The following is a 21,803-nucleotide window of genomic DNA, read 5'->3' on the forward strand; positions in this document are numbered from 1 at the left end:
TGCTCGGCAACTGCTCCTGCGTTGCTCTACCTCCTGCATCCATGCAGTCGCCCTGCATTGCAGACATACATGCCATCCATGGCAATAAAAAAACCGGACGGCGAGCCGTCCGGTTTGAGTGCGCCGCGACCAATCCCGGGGAGGGGGGGCGCAGCGCAAATCCTTGCCTGGAAGCAGGGCTATTACTTGCCTGAAGCAGCCTTCTTCACCGAGTTGACCTGCTTGGTCACGGCGTCGTTGGTGGCTTCGAACGAACCCTTGATCAGGTTGCCCAGCTTTTCGTTGGTCTTCAGCGTCAAGCTGACGACTTCCTGATTGGTCGCGTAAAGCTTCTCAGCGGACTCCTTGGCCAGCTGAATGCCCTTCGGCCAGATCGCCTTGGCAGCTTCGAAGTCACGGACTTCGGAAGCTTCGGTCCAGAACGCGTTCGACGCGCTGACGTGATTTTCAATCGCCTTCATCTGCAGGCCGGCGATGCTTTCGAAACCTGCCAGAGCAACGCTCTGAGCCTGGGCGGCGGCATCGGCAAAGTTCTTGCCAAGGGAAAGAAACTGCGAATTCATTTGCTCGTACATGGCTGATTTCCTCGAATGGAGTGTGGGTGGAATGTACTCTAGCAAAGAGTTTGTTGCAGCGCAACATATTCGATCATTTATAGTCAGAATCTGTTCATAAATCCTTTACATTCCGTGTGTTATGCGTGTCAGATTGATGTGCGCACGCAATAATCAAGGGTGCTTCTCAGACCGATGGCCCGTCGTAGTGGCAGCCCGATGTGCAAGTTTCATGGACGATGACGCGCGCCAGCATCGGTAGCCGCGGTTTCAGCGCATCCCAGATCCACACGGCCAGATTTTCACTGGTCGGGTTGTCGAGCCCCGGTACGTCATTGAGGTAGTGGTGATCAAGCTGTTCGTGGATCGGCGCGAAGGCCGCCTTTACTTCAGAGAAGTCACAGATCCAGCCAAGTGTCGGATCGAGTGGCCCGCTGACATGGATCTCGATCTCGAACGAATGGCCGTGCAGGCGTGAGCACTTGTGGCCCTCCGGAACGTTGGGCAGGCGATGGGCTGCCTCGATGCGAAATTTCTTGAAGATGTGCATGGAAGGTCGCTGTCAGACAGAGGATGGCGAGCTTCGCCAAACACCAAGGATAACGTCGTCGCGAGGAAAGCGCTTGCAGCGGGCTGTTTGGTGGATTCGATTTTCTTACTTGCGTCGCACTTCAGTCGCGCCGCGAAGTGGCGTAAAAATAGACAAAAGAGAAACATCTGCAGGACCGGCCTCAGTTCACCATCAACGGAAATAATTCAAGTCTCGCCAAGAAAGAGCCGGGCGATGGCGAGTGCCATGCGATAGGGCTCGGGACCATTGCGGTTGCTCAGGATGATCACGCTCAAGTGTCGTTGCGGATAGCGTACGAAGACATTGCGAAAGCCGATGCTTTCGCCCGAGTGCCAGAGTGATTCGCCCGTGATGCGCCAGCCGAAGCCGTAGCTGACATTGGCGTCGTCGGTTGTCGTCCATGCCGTGAAGGCAAGCTTTCGCGAGGCATCGCTGAGCAGACGGTCATCGTAGAGCGCCGCATCCCATCGGTCGAGGTCGTCGATTGAGGAATAGATGCCGCCGTCGCCGAGAACCGCACTGGTCGTGCTCTGGTCGGTACGTGCCCAGCCGGTTGCGCTCTCGCTGTAGCCATAGGCGCGGTGGGGAACCGGCGGGCCGCCGTTGACGTAGGCCAGTGTGTTGCGCATGCCAAGTGGCTCGAAGATGCGTTGCTTGAGAAAATCTTCAAAGCGCAGGCCCGAGGCCTTCTCGACGATCAGGGCGAGCATCGAATAGCCGCCATTGCTGTAGCGGTAATGAGTGCCGGGCGCGAAGTACAGATGATCCTGGGCTTCTAGAAGATGCAGCACGTCGCTGTCGCGCAGCTGGGTCCTTTGCGTCACCGGCATCAGGTCTTCGTAGTCGATCATGCCGCCGGTATGCGACAACAACTGGCGGATCGTGATCGGATCGGTGACGGCGGGTAGCGAGGGCAACCACTGGCGCATGCGGTCATCGATCGAAAGCCGACCGTCCTCGGCGAGAAGAAGGATCGCCGCTGCGGTGAATTGTTTGGTTACCGAGGCCAGTCGAAAATTCGTTGCAGCTGTCGTCAACTCGTGATCTTCGAGATTGGCAAATCCGTAAGCCTTGCGCACAACCGACTTGCCATCGCGGATGACCAGGACCGAGGCGCCGGGAACATCGCCTTGATACGCGAGCATGATCGCACCGATCACAGATTCGTCAGTCATGGGCTTTGTTCCGCTGGCACACCCGCCGAGCACAAGCGCAAGCCCGGCCAGCAGCGCAAACCTTGCAGGACTCCAATTGTGGAGACCGTTTCCACGGCGATCACGGTCGCTTTTCAATCGGTACGTCATAAATCGTCTCCGGCGAAGGCTCGGTCTCGAAGCGGTAGTGCCACCACTCCATCGGGTAGTTCTTGAATCCGCCTGCTTGCATGGCCGCGCGCAGGCGCTGGCGGTTCGCTCGCTGTGCATTGCTGACCCGTGTCGAATCGGTATGCGCGCGAGGATCGAAAAAGTCGAAATCCGTGCCCATGTCGAGCGTCCGGCAATGTGTTCCCCGGTCATCGCATTTCTTCAGGGTCAGGTCGATCGTCGCGCCACGACTATGTCCTGACACCGGTGCAATGTAGTCGCCGAGCAATTCGGACTTGTCGAGATTCGGGTAGTGCTGTGCCTTGGTCTTCTGGTCGCCGGGATCAGTGGCCCATTCGACGAAGCGATTCACTGCACGCACAGGTCGATAGCAGTCGAAAACCTGCAATCGCATCGCGCGCTTGCGCAGATTGCGTTCGACGTCGGCCAGGGCTCTGGCAACCCGGGATTTGAGCAGGCAGCGCGCGGCGCCGTAGCCGTCGATCGGCGCGCCGACGAAGTTGTCAGCACCGGCATAGCGCATGTCCAGGGTGATGTCGGGAACCAGGCTAGTGATATCGACAAGGTCGGCCTCGGCGGCGGTCGTGGCGCTCGAAAGCACAGGCTTGGCGTCGGACGCCGCCTGTCCACTCTGCAACCCAAAGCAGACCAGTACGGCGAAGTACAAGGCGCGTCGCTCAATCACAATCGCCGACCCGTGTGAATGCAAGATCCTCGTAGTCGAAACTGAAGTCGGCCTCGGGATCAACCTTGCTCATGCGCAAGCTCGGCATCTCACCGGTACTGAAATCGAGCCAGGCCTCGGCATCGACGCTGTCGTCATCCCAGTCGACGAGGATCCGCTCACCTGTCCGCATGAGCGTGCCGAGCAGGCGTGGCGATTTGGCCGAGCGGAAGCGGACGCGTTGCTTCTCGGCACAGATCGTGACGTCGCCAAACCACGGATCACGCCAAAGTCCGAGCAAGCCGTTCAATTGCACCGGCGTCACCGGCTTTCGTGGTTGCGCGTCGGCGGCGACGTGACCAGGCACTGACGAGCGATCGGCGGCCAGATCGGCAGCATAGTCGCTGACGCTGCGCGGATCGTCTGGCGCGGTGAACTGTTTGACCAGTGCTTCGCCAAGCACCGTTCTCGCCTCGCCGGCTTCGCCATTGATCAGAATGACGAAGCCGGATTTGCGATCGGGCAACAGCATCATCATCGAGTACATGCCTGACAGCGTACCGGTATGCGAAACCGTCCATTCGCCGTCGACATCGCCGACGCGGAAGCCGAATGCGTAGAGCCACGCATGGGTGTGATCCCAGGCACGGCGTCGTGCCGAAATCGGCATCGGCGTATGCGGCGCCCACATCGCAGCCCGCTGCGCTGCCGACAACCAGGCCCGTTGCTTGGCATCGGGGGTCAACCAGTTGCCGGCCCAGCGCAGCATGTCATCGAGACTGCAACGGATGCCGCCGGCCGCGGCCGAGGTGATTTCGGCGACAGCTTCGCCATCGGCACCGACAACGATATTGCGTCCCTGGTCATGGCCATGCGGTTGCGCGATATCGTCACTGGCCGCGGCCTTCCACGCACCGACGCGACAGTTCAGGCCGAGTGGCGCGAACACCTCCGTACGCATCAGTTCCTCGTAGCTCGCTCCGCCCGCCGCGGCGGCGACTTCGCCAGCGACGACATAGAGCAAGTTGTCGTACGCATAGCCGGCACGAAAGCTGTACTTCGGCTTGATGTGACCCAGGCCGGCAAGGATATCGGCGCGCGCAAATTGGTTCGGCTCGGGCCACAGCATCAGATCACCGCCGCCTTCAGGCAGGCCGCTGTTGTGCACAAGCAGATCACGGACCTGCATGTTCTGAGTCACCCAGGGGGCGAACATGCGGAAGTCCGGCAGGTATTTGATTACCGGGTCATCCCAGCGCAGCTTGCCGGCATCGACCAGACGCGCAAGCAGACTCGCCGTCATCGCCTTGCTGTTTGAAGCAATCTTGAACAGGGTTTGTCGGGTAATTTTTTTGCCCGAGCCCGCTTCACGTTCGCCGCTCGTGCGCGTGTAGATGATCTTGCCGCCGTCGATCACGCCGACGGCGAGACCAGGCAAATGGTAGCGTTGCACGACGTCATTGAAAGTCTGGTCGATGCGCTCCTTCGAGGGCGCGGCGAAAGCCGTCGTGGCCGCGATCAGTAGGGCTGAGAAAGCCATTGGAATCCTGCTCATCAACTTCAAGCCTCCTGCCAGTCGAGGGCCGGCAATTCACCGAGGCACATCTCGGCATGGCTCTGGCGTCGTCGCACCAGCGACCAGCGGCCCCTGTCGACGAGCACTTCGGCGGCGAGCGGCCTTGAATTGTAGGTCGACGCCATCGACGCGGCATACGCACCGGTAGTGCGGATCATCACCAGATCACCCTCCCCGCACTCAGGCAGCATACGACCTCGGGCGAAAGTATCGCCGGTTTCGCAGACCGGACCGACGATGTCGTATTCGACCTGCGCCCGAGAATTCGACGACAGCGCGACGATGTCATGCCAGGCGTCATAGAGGCTGGGCCGGGCGAGATCGTTCATGGCCGCATCGAGGATCAGAAAATCGCGTTCGTCGCCGTGTTTGACCCGAATCACCCGACTCAGCAGGATGCCCGCCTCGGCAACCAGCCAGCGGCCTGGCTCAAGCACGATTCGGCCACGGTAATCGTGTAGGGCGTGACGGATCGTTTCGACGTAGTCACTCGCGCTGGGCGGATCGTCATGGCCTTCGCGATAGCAGACCCCGAGTCCGCCACCGACATCGATTGAATGGATTACATGGCCAGCGGCCTCAAGCTCACGACGAAACGCGGCAACCCGTTCGAGCGCCTCGCGGAAAGGTTGCAGGCTGAGGATCTGCGAGCCGATGTGTACATGCAGACCGTTGAGGCGCAGGTTCGGGTATTCCCGCTGATTCGCAAAACAGCCACGTGCCACGTCGATGTTGACGCCGAATTTGTTCTCGGACATCCCAGTCGAGATTTTTGCATGCGTTCGCGCATCAACGTCTGGATTGATGCGTAGCGCAACGTTGGCGACCTGTGTGCGTTCGGCAGCGAGGCGTTGCAGAGTCTCCAGTTCGTCGAGCGATTCGACATTGAAGCGGGCGATTTCGGCATCGAGCGCGTGGCACATTTCGTCTGCGGTCTTGCCGACACCGGAAAAGACGATTCGGCCCGGATCGATGCCAGCGTCAAGCGCGCGCCGGAGCTCCCCGGCCGAGACGATATCGGCACCTATCCCTGCAGCAGCCATCAACTCAAGAATCGCGCGCAGCGGATTGGCCTTCACGGCAAAGCAGATTTGCGCATCGAGTCCGCTCAGGGCGCGGTGCAGATCGTGGATGCGCTCGCGTATCGCACTGGCGGAGTAAACATGACAAGGCGTGCCGACGCGCGTCACCAATGCTTCGAGATCGACACCATCGAAACGGGAGCATCTGCCGGTGACATCGTGAGCATCACGTATCGATGCAGCAGCGTCTTGCGAAATCAGCATGGTCGTCATTGCCATAAAAGAAAACGTGGCGAAGCCGGCGGTGGAGAGTGGGTGCCGGTCGCCACGCTGGGAAAAGACGGGTGATCCGGATTCGTCCCGGATCACCCCAGGGCAACCTAGAAATTCGCGGTCACCGTCAGTTGCGCAAAGCGCGGGTTCTGGAAGCGGATTGGTTGACGGAACGTTTCGCTGGTTGAGCTCGAGATGTCGGTTTGCAGATCCTGATCCACCGCCGTGGTGCGCTGCTGGTTGAGCAGGTTGTAGATCGCGAATTTGACCTGCAGTTCGCCCTTGTGGCTGATCGGCGTGACCCAGGAGACGCTGGCACCGATGTTGTAGGTCCAGGGGGTGCGTCCGTACTTGCCGCGTGGTGAGCTTTCGTAGACGCGACCCGGCGACGGACCTTCGCAGTTTTGCACGCAGATGTAGTAGCTGTGGTAGTTGGTTTCGTCGAATGGATTGCCGACGCCGAAGCCGGTAACCGGTGTGCCCGAGTGGAGGTCCAGATCACCACCAAGCCGCCAATGGTCGTTCAGCGCATAGGCGCCACGGACCTTGATCTGGTGGCGCCTGTCATTCGGCAGATAGCCATCACCGCCGAAGTTGACCCAGGGATCATCGAAATTTTCAGTGCGTCCGGTGTCATCAAACTCGGTGTCTGAATTGACTGGACCTTCGGCATTGCCCTCGCTCTTTGACAGCGTGTAGGACGCGTTCAAGGCCCATTTGCCATCCCAGGGGTGGTCGATCTGGAACTCCAGAGCCTTGTAAGTTCGCTTCGGCGATACCCAACCGCGCTGGCCGAGATAGTTGCCGTCGCTGTCATACATTGCCCAGCCTTCGCGTGAGGTATCGACGGTGACCCAGCCATCGGCTTCACCATCGCAATCGGTGTCGCCAAATACAGTCACCGGTTTGCCGGGATTGGCCATCACCCAGCCGATATAGCCGTCTTCGCCGCAGGCGGCAGTGGCGCTGATTTCCATGTCATCGATTGCATTGTGCAGGCGACGATAGGTGCCGCTCACGCCCCACGACCAGCTCTCGTTGAGGCGTTGCTGGAAACCGAGGATTGCTTCGTCCTGGTAGACCGGATCCATGTCGCGATCGACTTCCGAACGCAGATCGCCAACCGATCCATCGCCTTGCGAATTGTCGATATTGCCAATTTGAGGGCCAAGGACTGGAATGGCGTATTGCGAACCGTTGCGATCCACAAGTTGGAAACCGTCGAACGCATAGTAGGTGCGCTCATCAAGCAGACCGCCGGCCTGCTTGATGTTGATCACGTTGGCCACCGGCAGAAAATAGCGACCCAGATTGCCGAACAGCTTCATGTTGCCATCGCCATTCATGTCCCAGGAAAACCCGAGACGCGGTGCGATCATGTTGTCCATCTTGATGTAGCTCGCGCCGCTGCCATCCTTGTTGTCGAAGCTGTCCATGCGCAAGCCAAGGTTGAGCAGAAAGTTCGGCGTGATCGACCAGTTGTCCTCAATGTAGGCAGCCGCGTTGGTCGATTCGAACGTGCCGGCGATTTCGTAGCGTCGTGCGCGCACATAACCTTCGTATCCTTCTGGAAGGATGCCGCCGTTCGGGATCGTCGCGCCTGGCGTTGCCGAGTAGATGTTGTAATAGAAGCCGCCAGGGCCCGGATAGTGGCGATCGTAATCGGACGTATTCTTCTCGTGATCGAGGCCGAAACGCAGCAGGTGATCACCGAGGCTCCAGTCGAAATCGATACGAGCGGCTTCGCGGCCATCGTTGCGTGCCTCGACCTTGCTGCTGGTCGTGCAGCCGAGCGGGACGCCGGGATCAGGAATTGTGCTGGTTGCGGCGACCCGGTTGCACTCCACATCGCTTAGTGAGCGAGTGAAGGATTCGCGGTTGTTTTCGCCGTAAAGCACCTTCATCGACAAATCGTTGGTCAGATACGAGCTCCAGGTCAGCGCCCAGTTGCGCCCGCCGGTGTCGTTATAGATCTCGTTGGTCTTGTCGCCACGCTGTGCCGCTTCGAAATCGTAGTTGTAGACGCTGCCGACGTTGCCATTGGCATCCGAGAAGCCGGTGAATTCGAGCAGGTTCCTGTCGTTGATGTGCCAGTCGAGCTTGGCCCCCCAGAAACCGTCATCGGACTTGTTGTAGGTGTAGGTCGTGCCGCGGTTGTTGGTATTGCGTGGCGTGTTGTCGCGCCCTTCGTACATGAGGAAAAAGAACAACTTGTCCTGCACCAGTGCGCCCGAGGCGAACAGGTTGAGCTTGGTCAACGAGTACTCGTCCTTGCTCGCGCTGATGTAGCGGGTGCCGTCGGCGTCGTAGCGATCCTTGGCCGCTGACTGCCATGCGGCGGGTTCGGTCGTCAGTTGGGCACCGTAGTGGAACTCGTTGGTGCCCGAACGAGTGACCGCATTGACCACACCGCCGGTGCTGCGACCAAACTCGACCGAGTAGCCACCGGTCTTGACCTGGAATTCCTGATAGAACGCGAAAGGTGCACTCGAAAACCCATTGCGGTTGTAGAAATCGGTAACGTTGAGTCCGTTGACGTAGTAGGAGTTCTCAGCCACCGAAGAGCCGCCGAAGGAGATGCCGCCGAACGAGGCGACACCCTTGTTGACGCCGGGTGCGAGGGTCGCCACCGAGGTGATGTTCTGATCGACTGGCAGGCGCGCGAGATCCTCGCGAGTGACGTTCGTTGCGATTTCGGTCGAGGTAACGTCCACTACCGATACCGCATTTCCGGTGACCTGGATGACATCGAGCGCCTGAGCTTCGCTGCCGAGATTCGCTGTCGTGGCGTTGCCGAGGGTGACGGTGATTTGTTCCGGTGTGCCGATGACCTCGCCGCCCTGATTCGCCTCAATCTTGTATTGCCCGATTGGCAGGTAGGGGAAGCGGTAGTTGCCGTTGGCATCCGCAGTGACCGAGCGGGTAAAGCCAGTATCCGGGCTGGTCACCGTGACTACGGCACCCGCTGCGGTGCGTCCGACCAATGAACCATCGGTATTGCCGGCATAGGCCGCGGTTGATGCCAGCAGCGATAGGCCGAAGCCCAAGGCCAGACAAAGTGATGTCTTGCGCATAGCGCGGTTGCTGTTCCCCATGTTCCTCTCCCGTCGAGGCTGTCGATGCCGCTCTGTCGGCGGCGGTTGGTTGAATCAAGGCGTGGCCGCGGACACCTGCCACACGAAGTCGTAATCCCACTGGTTGAAGTACAGGTTGCCGCCGCTCCATTCCGCTTCGCCGCGTTGCAGATCGACGGTTTCGGAGCGAAAGAATTTCTTGGCCGGGACGAATTCGCGGCCATAGTCGTCGTTGAAGGCGATGCGATAGGCATCGAGACCGCCAAGGTAGAAACCGGCGACGCGCGGATCGTCACTGCGCAGGCGACCCGTGGTCACATCCATCGGAATCCAGCCGTAGGGCGCAATGTAGAGCTGGCCCCAGTCGTGCAGATTCCAGTAGGCATTCCCCTCGGAATAGACCATGCCTGATTGCCAGCGCGACGGAATCCCGTTGAGTCGCAGCAAGGCCATCAGCAGCAGGGTCTGCTGGCCACAATCGGCATGGCCGGCGTGCAGGGCGTAGTCGCTGATATTGCTGATCGTTGAGTATTCGCGCGCACCCGCCCAGGGAATCTGATCGACGGCCGCGTAGAGTTTCTGGGCGATGCGCCAGGGATTCTTCTCGTCACCAACGATCTGCCGCGAAAACAGGCGCAGCGATTCGTTGAAGACAATATGCGGCGGACGCTCAGCGACGAACGGGGCCAGTTCGGGGGTGATCTTTGCGCTGATCACCTTGTCCGCATCAACCGCATGCGACTGCGCCGAAACGGTCAACTCATAGCTGATCGAGAATGCGGTGGGCTTGCCGGCTTCGGCCTTTTGTTCGAGATAGACCGTGCGCTGCAACGCCGATTCGGGGGCGATGACATGCTTGCCAGGCGTGCTTGCAATGAATTGGATGTTGTCCTGCTTGCCGGGCAGGGCACGTGGATACGGAATCCATGCGCGCACGATTTCGCCAGCCGGAACCGCATCGGCATGCACGCTGAGCGATTGGGTGATCTTGAGTTTGCGCGAAGCCAGGCCGCGCGCGTGGCCAGCGCCTGCGGCAGCGAGGATTTCGCGATGATGGGCATTCGCGGTTTCCATGGGGCCGTCGCGCAACGGCGTCTGCTCACTGCGCCGGGCCAGCGCTTCGGCGCTCAGGCGAAACAGGTTGGAGGCGGCGCGATTGAAGTAGAGCACACGACCATCGATCGATTGCTGCTCGAACAAACCATGCGCCTTCCAGTTCGCGAAATCCGCATCGGTGAGATCGGGAATGTTCTTGCGCAGTTGCGCCTTGAGTGCAGCCTCGTCGAGAGTGAAATCGAGCAGAATGCGGCGCATGCGCTCACGCTCGAAAACCAGCGATTCACGTGATGAAGCATCAAGCGACGTGTCGGCCAGAGCCAATGCAATTGCCGCTTCGGCAGCATCAAATTGGCCGGCATCGACTGCCGTGATCACATCCGCAACGCTGACACGCTCGCTTTGCGGCATCTGCGCGAAAGAGCTTGAGCCGAGTGCACAGACGAGCACCAGAACCCAAGTCAGGCGAAGTGCTGCGACATTCGTTGGCGTGACAATGGTTCGGCTCAACGGAATCATTCCCGGTCGACGTTGGGCGATGTTTAACATGCTTGCAATGCGCGGTCAATAATTTATGCTTCCATCAAATTGAGCGCGAATGTTCTATTCCTGACGGATTCGGGGAGCGGTAATTCGATGATCGAAACGGTGTGGCCGTGGTTGGCCTTGATGCTGCTCTGCGCAGGCATTTTTGCTGCGCTTGAGCGGCATTGCGCGTGGCGGATTTTCTCCGTCATGCCGCCAATCGTAATGACCTACCTGCTGGTCACCACACTCGCCGTTTCCGGGCTTTGGAAGGTCACGCCGGGCATACGTGAGGCACACTCCTTGCTCGTCGCGCGTGTGTTGCCGGCTCTACTGTTTCTGCTCATGATCAACTGTGATCTGCGTGCAATCTGGAAGCTCGGGCCTCGCGTACTCGGGGTTTTCGGCTGTGCCACGGCGAGCCTGTTGATCGCGTTCCCGCTGACTTACCTGATCTACCGCCATTGGCTTCCGGTTGCCGCCTGGCAACCATTGGCCGCACTGAGCGGAAGCTGGATGGGTGGCAGCGCCAACATGGTTGCGGTCAAGCAAGCCATCGGCATGCCCGACTCGCTGCTGGCGATGTCGCTGGTTACCGATGCGCTGTGCTATTCGCTGTGGGTCGCCTTGCTGTTTTCGCTGGCTCGCCTTGCACCTGCATTCAATCGCTGGACGCGTGCGACTGAACGTCCAATCGCGTTGCTGGAATCAGCAGCGAGCAAATCACCGAGTGCCGACGGCGTGCTGCTGTGGCTTGGGCTGGCATTGTTTGCCGGTGTGCTTTCAAGCTGGCTGGGTGCTCAACTGCCGGTCAGCAACATGATCTCGGCAACAACCTGGACAATCCTGCTGGCCACGGCGTTCGGTTTGATTGCCGCGCAGACGCCGCTGGCGCGCTATCCGGGCGCCGCGGCGATTGCCGGCGGCCTGCTCGTTTTCATCGTCGCCGTGCTTGCCTCGCAAAGCAATTTCGAAGGTATCGGCCGAGCGCCGTTATACCTGATTTGCGGTCTGACCATCCTTGCCATTCATGCCGGTTTGTTGCTGCTCGCCGCGCGAGTTTTCCATTTCGATTTACACTTGTGCGGCATTGCCTCACTGGCGAATATTGGCGGCGTCGCCGCCGCGCCGATCCTTGCCGCGGCCTATTCACGCGCCCTGGTTCCGGCTGCAATCCTGCTTGCCCTGCTCGGCTACGTCATCGGTACCGGTCTCGGTATTGCAATGGCTTCCGTGCTTTCTACTCTGGCCCCGACATGATGAATCGCACAAGCAAACCATTGTTGATCTGCTTCAGTCTGATCCTGCTGGGATCTGTTTCCTGTGCAAATGCGCTGGAAACTCGCACTTCAACGATTCCCGCGCACGGGGTCATCGGTGTCGACGAGGCGCAGCTTTCCGTCGGCTTTTGGGTCAAGCGCCTGCCTGATGCCGATCACGTCATTCTCGATCCGACAGCCATTGCTGCGCAAAATGCCGAGGTGCTGCACAAGGATCGCTCGATGCACGATCTGGCGACCTTGCCTGAGCAGGTGACGCGTACCCGGGTGCTTGCCTGGATCGATGGCGTTTCAAGTCGGCCAACACGCGAGTTGTTCGACATTGACGGGAAGCCGGTTGCCAAGGCGGCACTCGATGCGCTGATGCGCAATCTCGATCGCGACGCGGTGCCCGAACTGCAGGCACCGCGTCATGGTCTGATCGTCCATCGTGCAGCGATGCGCTCGATGCCGACCGCCTTGCGCGTTTTCAGTGAAGCCGGAAACACCGATATTGATCGTTTCCAGGAGAGTGCGCTGTTTCCCGGAACCCCCGTGTTGATCGTGCATCGCAGTCGCGACAAGGAGTGGCTGTTCGTGGTCAGCGCACGCTACGCGGCCTGGGTCGAGGCGACGGCGATCGCCGAAGGTTCGGCCGCAGAGATCGCCAGCTATGCCGCGCATGCAGCGTACCGAATCGTCACCGGCGCGACCGTGCAGACTGTATTCAGCCGCGAGCAGCCCGCGCTGTCAAAGTTGCAGCTAGACATGGGTGTGCGCCTGCCGCTGCTCGAGGACTGGCCGCCAGACAAGCTGGTCAACGGCCAGCATCCCTACACCTCGCATGTCATCGAACTGCCGCTACGCAAAGCCGATGGCCATCTTGAATTGGTTCCGGCCTTGCTGCAGAAGAATGCCGATACAGGCAGCGACTATCTGCCGCTGACCGAAGCCAACATCATCAAGCAGGCCTTCAAGTTCCTTGGCGAGCGCTATGGCTGGGGTCACGCCTACGATGCGCGCGATTGCAGCGGTTTCGTCTCCGAGGTCTATCGCAGCATGGGTGTGCTGATGCCGCGCAATACGCGTGACCAAAGTGTCAGCCCGGCTTTGCGCAAACGCCTGTTCTCCAAGGCCGATGACCGCGCGACGCGACTGGCCGCGGCGCGCGCGATGCTGCCCGGCGATCTGATCTACATTCCCGGTCACGTGATGATGGTCATCGGCCACATGGATGGCGCCCCGTATGTCATCCATGACACCACCGGTCTCAGCTACCACCTCGCCGACGGCAGCCTGCGCCGGATCACTCTCAATGAAGTTTCCGTCTCACCGCTGCTACCCTTGCAGTTCAACGACACGGAAACCTATGTCGACCGCATGACCAGCATCGTCACGATGCGTCCTGCACCCACCAAGGATGTTCGCCCCGTCCCATGAAGATCACCGATATCCGCTTCGGCATGCTTCGCGTGCCCCTGAAGACGCCGTTCAAGACCGCCTTGCGTACGGTCGAGGCGGTCGAAGACATCATTGTCATGGTCAATACCGACAGCGGCGAAGTCGGCTATGGCGAGGCACCCGCAACCGCAGTGATCACCGGCGACACGCACGGTTCGATCATCGATGCGATTCGCGACTACATCACACCACGCCTGATTGGTGCAGACATCGCTGATCTCAATCGAATCACGCACCTGATCCAGGGCTCGATGGAAAAGAACTCGAGCGCCAAGGCTGCCGTCGAGATTGCCGTCTACGATCTCTGGGGTCAGCTCTACAACGCCCCGCTCTATCGCCTGCTCGGTGGCGGCGATCCCGTCATCACCACCGACATAACGATCAGCGTCGACTATATCGACAAGATGGTCGCCGACTCGCTGGCTGCGGTCGAGCGTGGCTTTGAATCACTCAAGATCAAGGTTGGCAAGGACATCGGCGTCGACATCGAGCGGGTCAAGGCGATCCATGCGGCGGTCGAGGATCGCGCCCTGCTTCGTTTGGATGTGAACCAGGGCTGGACGGCCAAGCAGGCCGTGTATGCGCTGCAGACACTTGAGAATGCGGGTGTGCGACTGGAACTGGTCGAGCAGCCGGTCAAGGCCAATGATCTCGACGGCATGAAGTACGTCACCGAACGCGTACACACACCGATCATGGCCGACGAGAGTGTGTTCGGCCCGACCGAGGTGATTGAGCTGATCCGCATGCGCGCGGCTGACATCATCAATATCAAGTTGATGAAGACCGGTGGTATCTCCAACGCGATCCGCATCGCCGATATCGCTGAAATGTACCAGGTCGAATGTATGATCGGCTGCATGCTCGAAACCAGTATCAGCGTTGCCGCCGCGGTGCATGTGGCGGTGGCCAAATCGAGTGCGATCACCAAGATTGATCTCGATGGGCCGTCGCTGTGTGCGTTCAATCCGGTTGAGGGCGGGGTAATCTTCAATGAGTCCGAAATTACCGTGACCGATGCGCCAGGCCTCGGCATTCGCGAAATTCGCGGTCTCGAACTGATCGCTTGAACGGAGCGCAACGAGACGACATGTCACCGCTGCTGAAAATCCGCGCCGAGCGCGACCAGATGTCGGCGATCGAACGACGCATCGCCGACTTCCTGCTGGAGGAGGCGCATCTGCTGCGCGACTACTCTTCGCAGCAACTTGCCAATGCACTCAAGATCAGTCAGTCGAGCGTGGTCAAGTTCAGTCAGAAGCTCGGTTTCAAGGGTTATCCGGATCTCAAGTATTCGATCGGCGAGGCAATCGCCCGTGGCGATGGTGCTGACGGCAACAGCAGTGGAAACGGTGGTCACGGCGAACCACCTGATGAAGATTCGAATTCTGCATTGGCCGAAAGCCTTTGGTACATCAAGACCCGCGCCGAGCAGGAAACCCGTCTGATCAATCCTTCGGCCGGGATCGATACGATTGCCGGGCTGATCGGCAAGGCGGGCAAGGTGTTCATCATCGGGCTTGGCGAGGATGGCATCCCGGCACGTGCATTTGCGATGCGACTGTCCCTGCTCGATATCCTCACCGTGCATCATTTCGATACCGTGCTGATGACCGCGAGCATTGCCACGGCGACCGAAACCGATGTGTTGCTGGTGTTCTCCGAACATGGCCAGCAAACCAACTTGTGCAAGATCAGTCGCCAGTTTCGCGAGCAGCACGGCAGCGTAATCTCGGTCACCCGGCATACGGCCAATCCGCTGCGCGCGCACGCCGATCAGTCATTGCTCGTATCAGCACACGATGATCGTGCGCATATTGAACCGCTGATCTACCAGTCGGCCTTGCGCCATCTGCTCGACATGATTTTCGTGCTGCTCTGCGAGAGCGGCGAAGATCGCCTTGCCCGGCTCGAATCGAATCTTGAGCGCATTCGCAGTTTGTTGGAGCCTTGAGGAGCGGGAGTGGGAAGTGGGAAGTGGGGAGTGGGGAGTGGGGAGTGGGGAGTGGGGAGTGGGGAAGAAGCGTATGCAATTCGCCGTAAACCCGTAGGAGCCCGTTTACGGGCGAGCTTTCCAATCAACATGGAGAGGAACTCGCCCGTAAACGGGCTGCTGCATGAAGCGGATGGCGGTGGGAGTCGTGGGAGCGGCTTCAGCCGCGATTCCTGCAAAGTTTTTGCATCGACGAAACGAACCTGGAGAAAAGCTCAATGGTAGTTTGGCTACAAGGAATTGAATGATGCTTGCGCCAGGAAACCATGTACTTCGGGTTGGCCTGATGTTTGTGCTCGCCGGCATGGTAGCGCTGATTGCGCCGCTCGCCAACGCAACAACTGACGCCGAAATCGTCGCCGGTTCAAAGCAGATGATTGTCGTCATAGCGCCGGACTGGAGCAGTTCAAAAGCCAGCCTGCGTCGCTTCGCGCGTCAAGGCGGCGAATGGCAAGCGTTGTCGGCGGCGCAGCCGGTGGTCATCGGCAAGTCGGGATCGGCCTGGGGGCTGGGTCTGCATTCGTCGCAACCCGGCCTGCAGAAGCGCGAGGGCGATGGTCGCGCACCGGCTGGCATTTTTGCGATTGGACCGGCGTTCGGTTATGCCCGATCACGTTCGACGGCACTCCAATACCAGGGCATGACCGCGCAGGACTATTGCATCGATGTCAGCGAATCACTGCTTTACAACCAGATCGTCGATGCCGAAAAAGTGGGCAGGAAGGCAATCGCCGGTTCAACCGAGCCGATGCGTCGTGACCTGCATGCCAATGGTGATCAGCGCTACAAACTCGGCTTCGTCATCGAGCACAATGTCCAGCGCCAACCCGCGGGCGGTAGTTGCATTTTCGCCCACCTATGGAAATCGGCAGATTCATCGACGGCCGGCTGCACGGCGATGACCGAAACGCTGATGGGCGAGTTGCTGGATTGGCTTGATCCTTCGCAAAGGCCATTGTTCATTTTGCTGCCGCGTGCCGAGTACACGCGTCTGCGCAAGGCATGGCAACTTCCCCATTTCGACGAATCAGCGTCGCATTGACTGCCACGACACATCAGCTTTCCACGTCGGTCACGCTTGCAAGCGTCGTCCTCCAACCACGATTCTGAGTCCAGTCGCCCATGTCGAACACCGCAAGAATCCTCCTCGGACTGGCCCTCGGTGCCGTCTTCGGCCTGATGCTCGCCTGGTTCGATCCGGCGCTGGCGAAAGCGGCAGCGACCATTGTGCAGCCGATTGGCCGGCTCTGGCTCAACGCCTTGCAAATGACCGTCGTGCCGCTGGTGCTGGCCCTGGTGATCATCGGTGTCAGCGCGGCGAATGATGCCGCCGCATCCGGGCGCGCCGCGCGCCAGGCGATCATTGTCTTCGCTGTATTGCTGAGTGCGGGTGCCGTGATCGCGGCGATCGCCGCGCCGATGCTGTTGTCCTTGTTGCCGCGTGATCCGGTTTTGATAGAACATTTGCGTGCGGCGATTCCGAGCGGCGACGCTACTGCAGCGCCGGTTGGCCTGTCGGAGTGGTTTTCGGCAATCATTCCGGCCAATGCCATCGCCGCGGCGGCGCAGAGCGCGATGTTGCCTCTGGTCATTTTCGCGCTGTTCTTCGGTTTCGCGCTGACCCGCATCGAGGTCGAGCAGCGAGTGAAGATGGTCGGCTTTTTCCAGACCATTGCTGACACCATGATCGTTATCGTGCAGTGGGTGCTGTGGGCGGCACCGCTCGGCGTGTTCGCACTTGTGCTTGGCGTCTGTGCGACAGCAGGGGCCAGCGTGATCAGTGCGCTGGGCTGGTACATCGCGTTGTTGTGCGGGCTCTATCTGACCATCATCGTGTTGCTCTACCCGGTTGCCGTATTCGCCGGTCGGGTCAATCTGCGCCGATTCGCGGCAGCGATCCTGCCCGCCCAGATCGTCGCAGCGAGCACCCAATCCTCACTCGCCTCGCTACCGGCAATGATCGAGAGCGCACGCGGCGGGCTTGCGCATCCGCCGGCGATCGCTGCGCTGGTGTTGCCGATGGCAGTGTCGTTGTTCCGTATCACGAGTCCGGTGCAATACATCGGTGCGGCGTCGTTCGTCGCCTGGATTTACGGCATTGATGTGCCGACTGCGCAGATAGCTGCGGCGGCGGCGCTTGCGGTCGTGATCAGTCTCGGCTCGGTGGGTCTGCCGGGGCAAGTCAGCTTCATGGCGACGACAATGCCGGTGACTTCGGCAATGGGGCTGCCGATCGAGCCGCTCGGTCTGCTGCTCGCCGTTGACACGATTCCCGACGTTTTCGCAACGGTCGGCAATGTCAGTGCTGATCTGACCGCGAGCAGCATTGTCGCGGCGCGTCAGCCAGACTCTGCTGAAAGTGCGACTGGCTGAGCGCATGAATCAGCGACGCGCCAGCAACGAAATGTCGGCGCGTCAGAAAACACGGATGGATCAGCTACGCTTGCCAAACGCGCCGAGCAAACCCGCGCCAGCCTGAAGCATCTCGCCCATGCTGACTTCGCCATCGCCATCACTGTCGAGCACGCCACTCAACAGGCCGCCGACGCCACTTTGTTGCAGGCGATTGTTCTCCTGGCCGAGTACGCCGCTGAGACCATTCGCATCAAGGCCCTGCTTTTTCGTCATGTTGCCGAGTGCCGCCATGACCAGTGGTGCGAGCATGCTCAGCAGTTGCGAAGCACCTGCGCCGCCGAGGCCACTGGTCTGACCGAGACCTTGAGCGGCCTGGTCACGACGCCCGCCGAAGATATGGCCGAGGATGGCTCCGCCCATGCCGGCGCCGGGACTGCTGTTCGAAGATCCGCCGCCGAGTACGGAGCCGAGGACATCGCCAAGGCCGCCAGCAGAACCGCTTCCGGCTCCGCCACCGAGAACCGAGCCAAGCAGGCCGCCAATATCGACACCGGCATGATCGCGCTCGAGCGCGGAGTGAAGCGCGGTCGCACCTTGCGGCGAGGCGGCGTTGCGGGCGAGCCCACCCATCAGCAGGGGCAATGCCTGCTGGATTGCATCGCTGGCCTGAGCCGGATCGATGCCCAACTGGCCGGCGATCGATTCAATATTACTTTGATCCAGATTTGAAAAAATAATTGAGGTGAGATCGCTCATGGTCGAAATCCTGCGGAGGGTGAGCAGCGAAAATATCACGTGCCGAGGGAATCGCGAGCGCAATATCCCGGCCAAGCGTCAAACATCGTAACGCCGGCGCGAAGGTTCAGAAACCGCGTTAGTCTTGCTGGCCATCCGAATGGCCGAGCAGGCATTGACCGCCATGAGCAATCTTGATTCACGACTGGATGCCTTGCATCGTCGATATCACGCTGCGCTTCCGATCAAGCGCGTGGAGATCGAAACGGCGTGGCAAACATTGCGCGCGGACTTCGGCAACATCGACAGCCACGCGGCGTTGGCGAAACGGGTCCATCGACTGGCCGGTTCGGCCGCATCCTACGGGTATGCCGAAGTTGGCAAGGCCGCCGCAGCGGCCGATTCCGTGCTCGATCGAATACGTGACCTTGAAAACCCCGTCGACCGAAGCCGGATGGCCCACGACCTGTTCGAGGCATTGCAAGCTGCAGTGGAGAAGCTGGACGAGGCAATGCGTCTCGCAGTCAATACAAGACAACCCTGATCGAGTGGCGCAATCGGCATCGCTTTCAGAAGAGCTTCCAGGCCATCTGAGCCAGCGCGTCGCGATCTGCTCACAGACTGGCGTCGTGGCACGCCAGGGATCCGCGACGACTGATCCAGCCTCAATTTCAACTGAACACCCGCGCCATCTTGTTGGCCATGCGCGGGGTGGGAGGCTATCCTGCACGCCCTGATTCTGGATCCTGACCCATGCATTCGAAGACTCTGGTATCTCTCATAGGCGCTCCAACCGACATTGGCGCCGGTCATCGCGGCGCTTCAATGGGGCCGGAAGCTCTGCGTGTTGCAAACATTGGCGAGGCCCTGAGCCAACGCGGAATGGATGTGGTCGATCGCGGCAATCTGACCGGCCCTATGAACCCGTGGCTGGGCCCGGTCGATGGCTATCGCCATCTTGCTCAGGTCGTAGAATGGAACCGTCTGGTCATGCAGGCCGTGGCCACGGAACTGGCCCAGGACCGCCTGCCAATCCTGCTCGGTGGCGATCACTGCCTCGCAATTGGTTCCATCACTGCAGTGGCCCAGCATTGCCGCGAGCGTGGCAAGCGCCTGCTTGTGCTCTGGCTTGATGCGCATGCTGACTACAACACCAGTCAGGTCACCCCGTCCGGCAATATTCACGGCATGCCGGTCGCATGCCTTTGCGGTCTTGGCCCCCGCGAATTGACCGAACTCGGTGGCAGCGCGCCGGCAATCTCGCCGGATTGCATCCGCCAGATCGGCATTCGTTCGGTCGATATCGGCGAGAAGAAACTCGTTCGCGATGCAGGACTCGATATCTACGACATGCGCTATATCGATGAAATCGGCATGAAGCGTGTCATGGAAGAGGCCCTGGCCGACATTGACGACAATACTCATGTGCACGTCAGCTTCGACGTCGATTTCCTCGACCCAAGCATTGCTCCCGGTGTCGGTACCACCATTCCCGGTGGGCCGAACTATCGTGAAGCACAGTTGTGCATGGAGATGATCGCTGATCGGGGGGGTATCGGATCAATCGATATCATGGAAATGAATCCTGCATTTGACGATCACAATCGCACTGCCTTGCTGGCCGTTGATCTGGTCGAAAGTCTGTTTGGCAAGAGCACCTTGATGCGCGATTGAGGAACTCCCGGCGGCCGCGGCTGGCAGTGTTCGATCGATACTGCGAGGGCTGCCTGCTCAACCTCCAGGACCATGGGCCTGGGGTCGAATAGCGGCAAGCAGATGGGTTCTCAGGCAGATTCACAGAGCCGTCGAGAAATACCGGAGAGGCTGCCAACAGCCAAAAGGAAAGGGCGCCGTGAGGCGCCCTTTCGTTCATGCCAGAGAGAAATTCCGCGACGCTACGGCGTACATACCGGTGGCGTATCGGAGTCGCCAAACGTCAGGTCATCGACGTCCATGGTATTGCCCGCCGTTGTGCTGGATTGGCCAGTCCATTTGGCCACGACGTTGCCGATGTACGGCGAGGAAACTGCATTCGCGCCGTTGTAGATACTTGCTCCATCGATGCAGACCTCGACCGTTTCTGCAGCTCGATCAAAGATCATGCTGATGTCGAAGTAGGTCGCGAGCGGCCATGTGGCGCCGGTCGGCTCATACAGGCCGGTGGTGAAGTTCGGCATCTGGATTTCCCGGGTGGCACCCTTGTTGAAGCGCACCAGGGTGCTTACCACGCCCGCTGCAGGATCCTGCGGGTTGAAGTCGAACGTTGCACCATTGGTGTTGCGCGTGATGCGCAGCTTGGCGGTCAGTACCGAGTAGGCTGCTACGCCTGCCAGCTGCGTCGGCGAGATCGCCGAGACGGTGGCCGACGACGAGGATGTCGAGGTCACACGCAGATGCTGGGTGCCCGCCGCCGGCATGGCTGCGGAGATTGCCGCACCCGTGGTACTGCCGAACCAGCCTTGCTGGGTGTTGACCGCACCAACCGTGAACGGCGCTTCGAAGCCCGTGCTGTAGCTTGACGGCGTCGAGGCCAGTCCGTGGAAAGTGGCTGAAGCCGCTGACACGTTGTTGCCGGCATCGGTTTGCAGTGCGCCGGCAGCGATCGTGTTGACGTAGGCGCCCGCTGCAGCCGCTTGAACGTCGACTGACACGGTGCAACCCGTCGGCGGAATCTGCGCACCGCTGGCAAGGGTCACCGTGCCAGTACCGACGGCGGCGGTCACCACGCCCGAGGGACAGGTGGTTGATTCATTCGGCGTCGCGGCAACGCTGAGACCAGCCGGCAAGGTGTCGGTCAACGCGGCCGTCGTTGTGATCGTCGCGACGGCATTGAGTTGACCAAGACTGATCGTCAGCGTGGTCGGCAAGACGTACTCGGTCCCGGCGGGCGAGAAGGCCTTCGACAGGGTTGGAATTGCTGGTGGCGGGGTGGCACCAGGATCCAGCGTCAACGAATAGTCTTCCGCCTGACCGAAGCTGCTGCTCGTGCAAGCGGCCCCTCCTGCGTTGAAGTTCTTGACGATGCGAACCCGGGTCGTACCCGCGACCGCCGACATCGGGATCGTGATGTATGCGAACGTCGACTCGCCACTGATGCCGGTGGATCCTGTCAGCGAGCCAAGTTCATAGCGCTCGGAAGCATCCTCGGCAAACACGCCATCCTGGTTCCAGTCGATGTAGGCGCGGAACAGATTGGTGTAAGGGCCGTCGGCATTGCCTTTGACCGTGACCTTGTAAGTTGCGCCCGGCACCACCCGGATGTCCTGTGCCAGGAAGTCTTCCAGCGCAGGCGTGCCATCCACTACTTCCGACGTCACATTGTTGATGTTGGCGAAGTTGACCAGGGTGATCGGCTCCACG

The 21,803-nt window shown here is 60.0% G+C and carries 18 protein-coding genes; 8 read left to right on the forward strand and 10 right to left on the reverse strand.

Features of this window, described 5'->3' with window-relative positions:
• Positions 1–182: 182 nt before the first annotated feature.
• The 8 genes from VFN25_RS06250 to VFN25_RS06285 form a co-directional block, all read right to left on the reverse strand.
• The gene (locus VFN25_RS06250; protein ID WP_325139944.1) at positions 183–575 is read right to left on the reverse strand and encodes a phasin family protein; all 393 of its coding nucleotides are present in this window, start codon (positions 573–575) and stop codon (positions 183–185) included.
• 166 nt (positions 576–741) lie between these two features.
• Complete coding sequence (gene queD / locus VFN25_RS06255; protein ID WP_325139947.1) at positions 742–1,104, reverse strand: 6-carboxytetrahydropterin synthase QueD; 363 nt, start codon at positions 1,102–1,104, stop codon at positions 742–744.
• 206 nt (positions 1,105–1,310) lie between these two features.
• Positions 1,311–2,300, reverse strand: a complete 990-nt coding sequence (locus VFN25_RS06260) for a serine hydrolase domain-containing protein (RefSeq protein ID WP_414648873.1) — start codon at positions 2,298–2,300, stop codon at positions 1,311–1,313.
• A gap of 100 nt (positions 2,301–2,400) precedes the next feature.
• Positions 2,401–3,132: a M15 family metallopeptidase gene (locus VFN25_RS06265; RefSeq protein WP_414648876.1), complete on the reverse strand. Its 732-nt coding sequence runs from the start codon at positions 3,130–3,132 to the stop codon at positions 2,401–2,403.
• Positions 3,128–4,654, reverse strand: a complete 1,527-nt coding sequence (locus VFN25_RS06270) for a serine hydrolase (protein WP_325139951.1) — start codon at positions 4,652–4,654, stop codon at positions 3,128–3,130. Before VFN25_RS06270 ends, VFN25_RS06265 begins: the two co-directional genes overlap by 5 nt.
• A 20-nt stretch (positions 4,655–4,674) precedes the next feature.
• Positions 4,675–5,976 (reverse strand): diaminopimelate decarboxylase, encoded by a 1,302-nt coding sequence (gene lysA, locus VFN25_RS06275; RefSeq protein ID WP_325139953.1) that lies wholly within the window; start codon positions 5,974–5,976, stop codon positions 4,675–4,677.
• Positions 5,977–6,092: 116 nt separating this feature from the next.
• Positions 6,093–9,080 (reverse strand): TonB-dependent receptor, encoded by a 2,988-nt coding sequence (locus VFN25_RS06280; protein ID WP_325139955.1) that lies wholly within the window; start codon positions 9,078–9,080, stop codon positions 6,093–6,095.
• A gap of 54 nt (positions 9,081–9,134) precedes the next feature.
• The gene (locus VFN25_RS06285) at positions 9,135–10,526 is read right to left on the reverse strand and encodes a transglutaminase-like domain-containing protein (RefSeq protein WP_325139977.1); all 1,392 of its coding nucleotides are present in this window, start codon (positions 10,524–10,526) and stop codon (positions 9,135–9,137) included.
• Between the two features lie 225 nt (positions 10,527–10,751).
• Between VFN25_RS06285 and VFN25_RS06290 the strand changes: the two genes are divergently transcribed.
• From VFN25_RS06290 to VFN25_RS06315, 6 genes are all read left to right on the forward strand, one after another.
• Positions 10,752–11,900 (forward strand): DUF819 domain-containing protein, encoded by a 1,149-nt coding sequence (locus VFN25_RS06290; RefSeq protein WP_325139957.1) that lies wholly within the window; start codon positions 10,752–10,754, stop codon positions 11,898–11,900.
• Positions 11,900–13,339 (forward strand): SH3 domain-containing protein, encoded by a 1,440-nt coding sequence (locus tag VFN25_RS06295; protein ID WP_414648877.1) that lies wholly within the window; start codon positions 11,900–11,902, stop codon positions 13,337–13,339. Before VFN25_RS06290 ends, VFN25_RS06295 begins: the two co-directional genes overlap by 1 nt.
• The gene (locus tag VFN25_RS06300) at positions 13,336–14,430 is read left to right on the forward strand and encodes a dipeptide epimerase (RefSeq protein ID WP_325139961.1); all 1,095 of its coding nucleotides are present in this window, start codon (positions 13,336–13,338) and stop codon (positions 14,428–14,430) included. The genes VFN25_RS06295 and VFN25_RS06300 overlap by 4 nt, the downstream gene beginning before the upstream one ends.
• A gap of 20 nt (positions 14,431–14,450) precedes the next feature.
• Complete coding sequence (locus tag VFN25_RS06305; protein ID WP_325139962.1) at positions 14,451–15,314, forward strand: MurR/RpiR family transcriptional regulator; 864 nt, start codon at positions 14,451–14,453, stop codon at positions 15,312–15,314.
• A 286-nt stretch (positions 15,315–15,600) separates the two neighbouring features.
• Positions 15,601–16,395: a L,D-transpeptidase family protein gene (locus VFN25_RS06310; RefSeq protein WP_414648878.1), complete on the forward strand. Its 795-nt coding sequence runs from the start codon at positions 15,601–15,603 to the stop codon at positions 16,393–16,395.
• 80 nt (positions 16,396–16,475) lie between these two features.
• Positions 16,476–17,726 (forward strand): dicarboxylate/amino acid:cation symporter, encoded by a 1,251-nt coding sequence (locus tag VFN25_RS06315; RefSeq protein WP_325139966.1) that lies wholly within the window; start codon positions 16,476–16,478, stop codon positions 17,724–17,726.
• Between the two features lie 60 nt (positions 17,727–17,786).
• Here VFN25_RS06315 and VFN25_RS06320 read toward each other — a convergent pair whose 3' ends face one another.
• Positions 17,787–18,464: a DUF937 domain-containing protein gene (locus VFN25_RS06320; protein ID WP_325139967.1), complete on the reverse strand. Its 678-nt coding sequence runs from the start codon at positions 18,462–18,464 to the stop codon at positions 17,787–17,789.
• 163 nt (positions 18,465–18,627) lie between these two features.
• Between VFN25_RS06320 and VFN25_RS06325 the strand changes: the two genes are divergently transcribed.
• Both VFN25_RS06325 and rocF read left to right on the forward strand, forming a co-directional pair.
• A complete protein-coding gene (locus tag VFN25_RS06325) occupies positions 18,628–18,987 on the forward strand; it encodes an Hpt domain-containing protein (protein WP_325139969.1) in 360 nt (119 codons plus the stop codon).
• 209 nt (positions 18,988–19,196) lie between these two features.
• Positions 19,197–20,117 carry an arginase gene (gene rocF / locus VFN25_RS06330; protein ID WP_325139971.1) on the forward strand — a complete coding sequence of 307 codons (921 nt, stop codon included), beginning with the start codon at positions 19,197–19,199 and terminating at the stop codon, positions 20,115–20,117.
• A 221-nt stretch (positions 20,118–20,338) separates the two neighbouring features.
• Here rocF and VFN25_RS06335 read toward each other — a convergent pair.
• On the reverse strand, positions 20,339–21,803 hold a 1,465-nt coding region (locus VFN25_RS06335), incomplete at its 5' end, for a GEVED domain-containing protein (RefSeq protein ID WP_325139973.1).

It is taken from the genome of Dokdonella sp. (assembly GCF_035703485.1).
In the GTDB taxonomy this organism is placed as follows: domain Bacteria; phylum Pseudomonadota; class Gammaproteobacteria; order Xanthomonadales; family Rhodanobacteraceae; genus Dokdonella.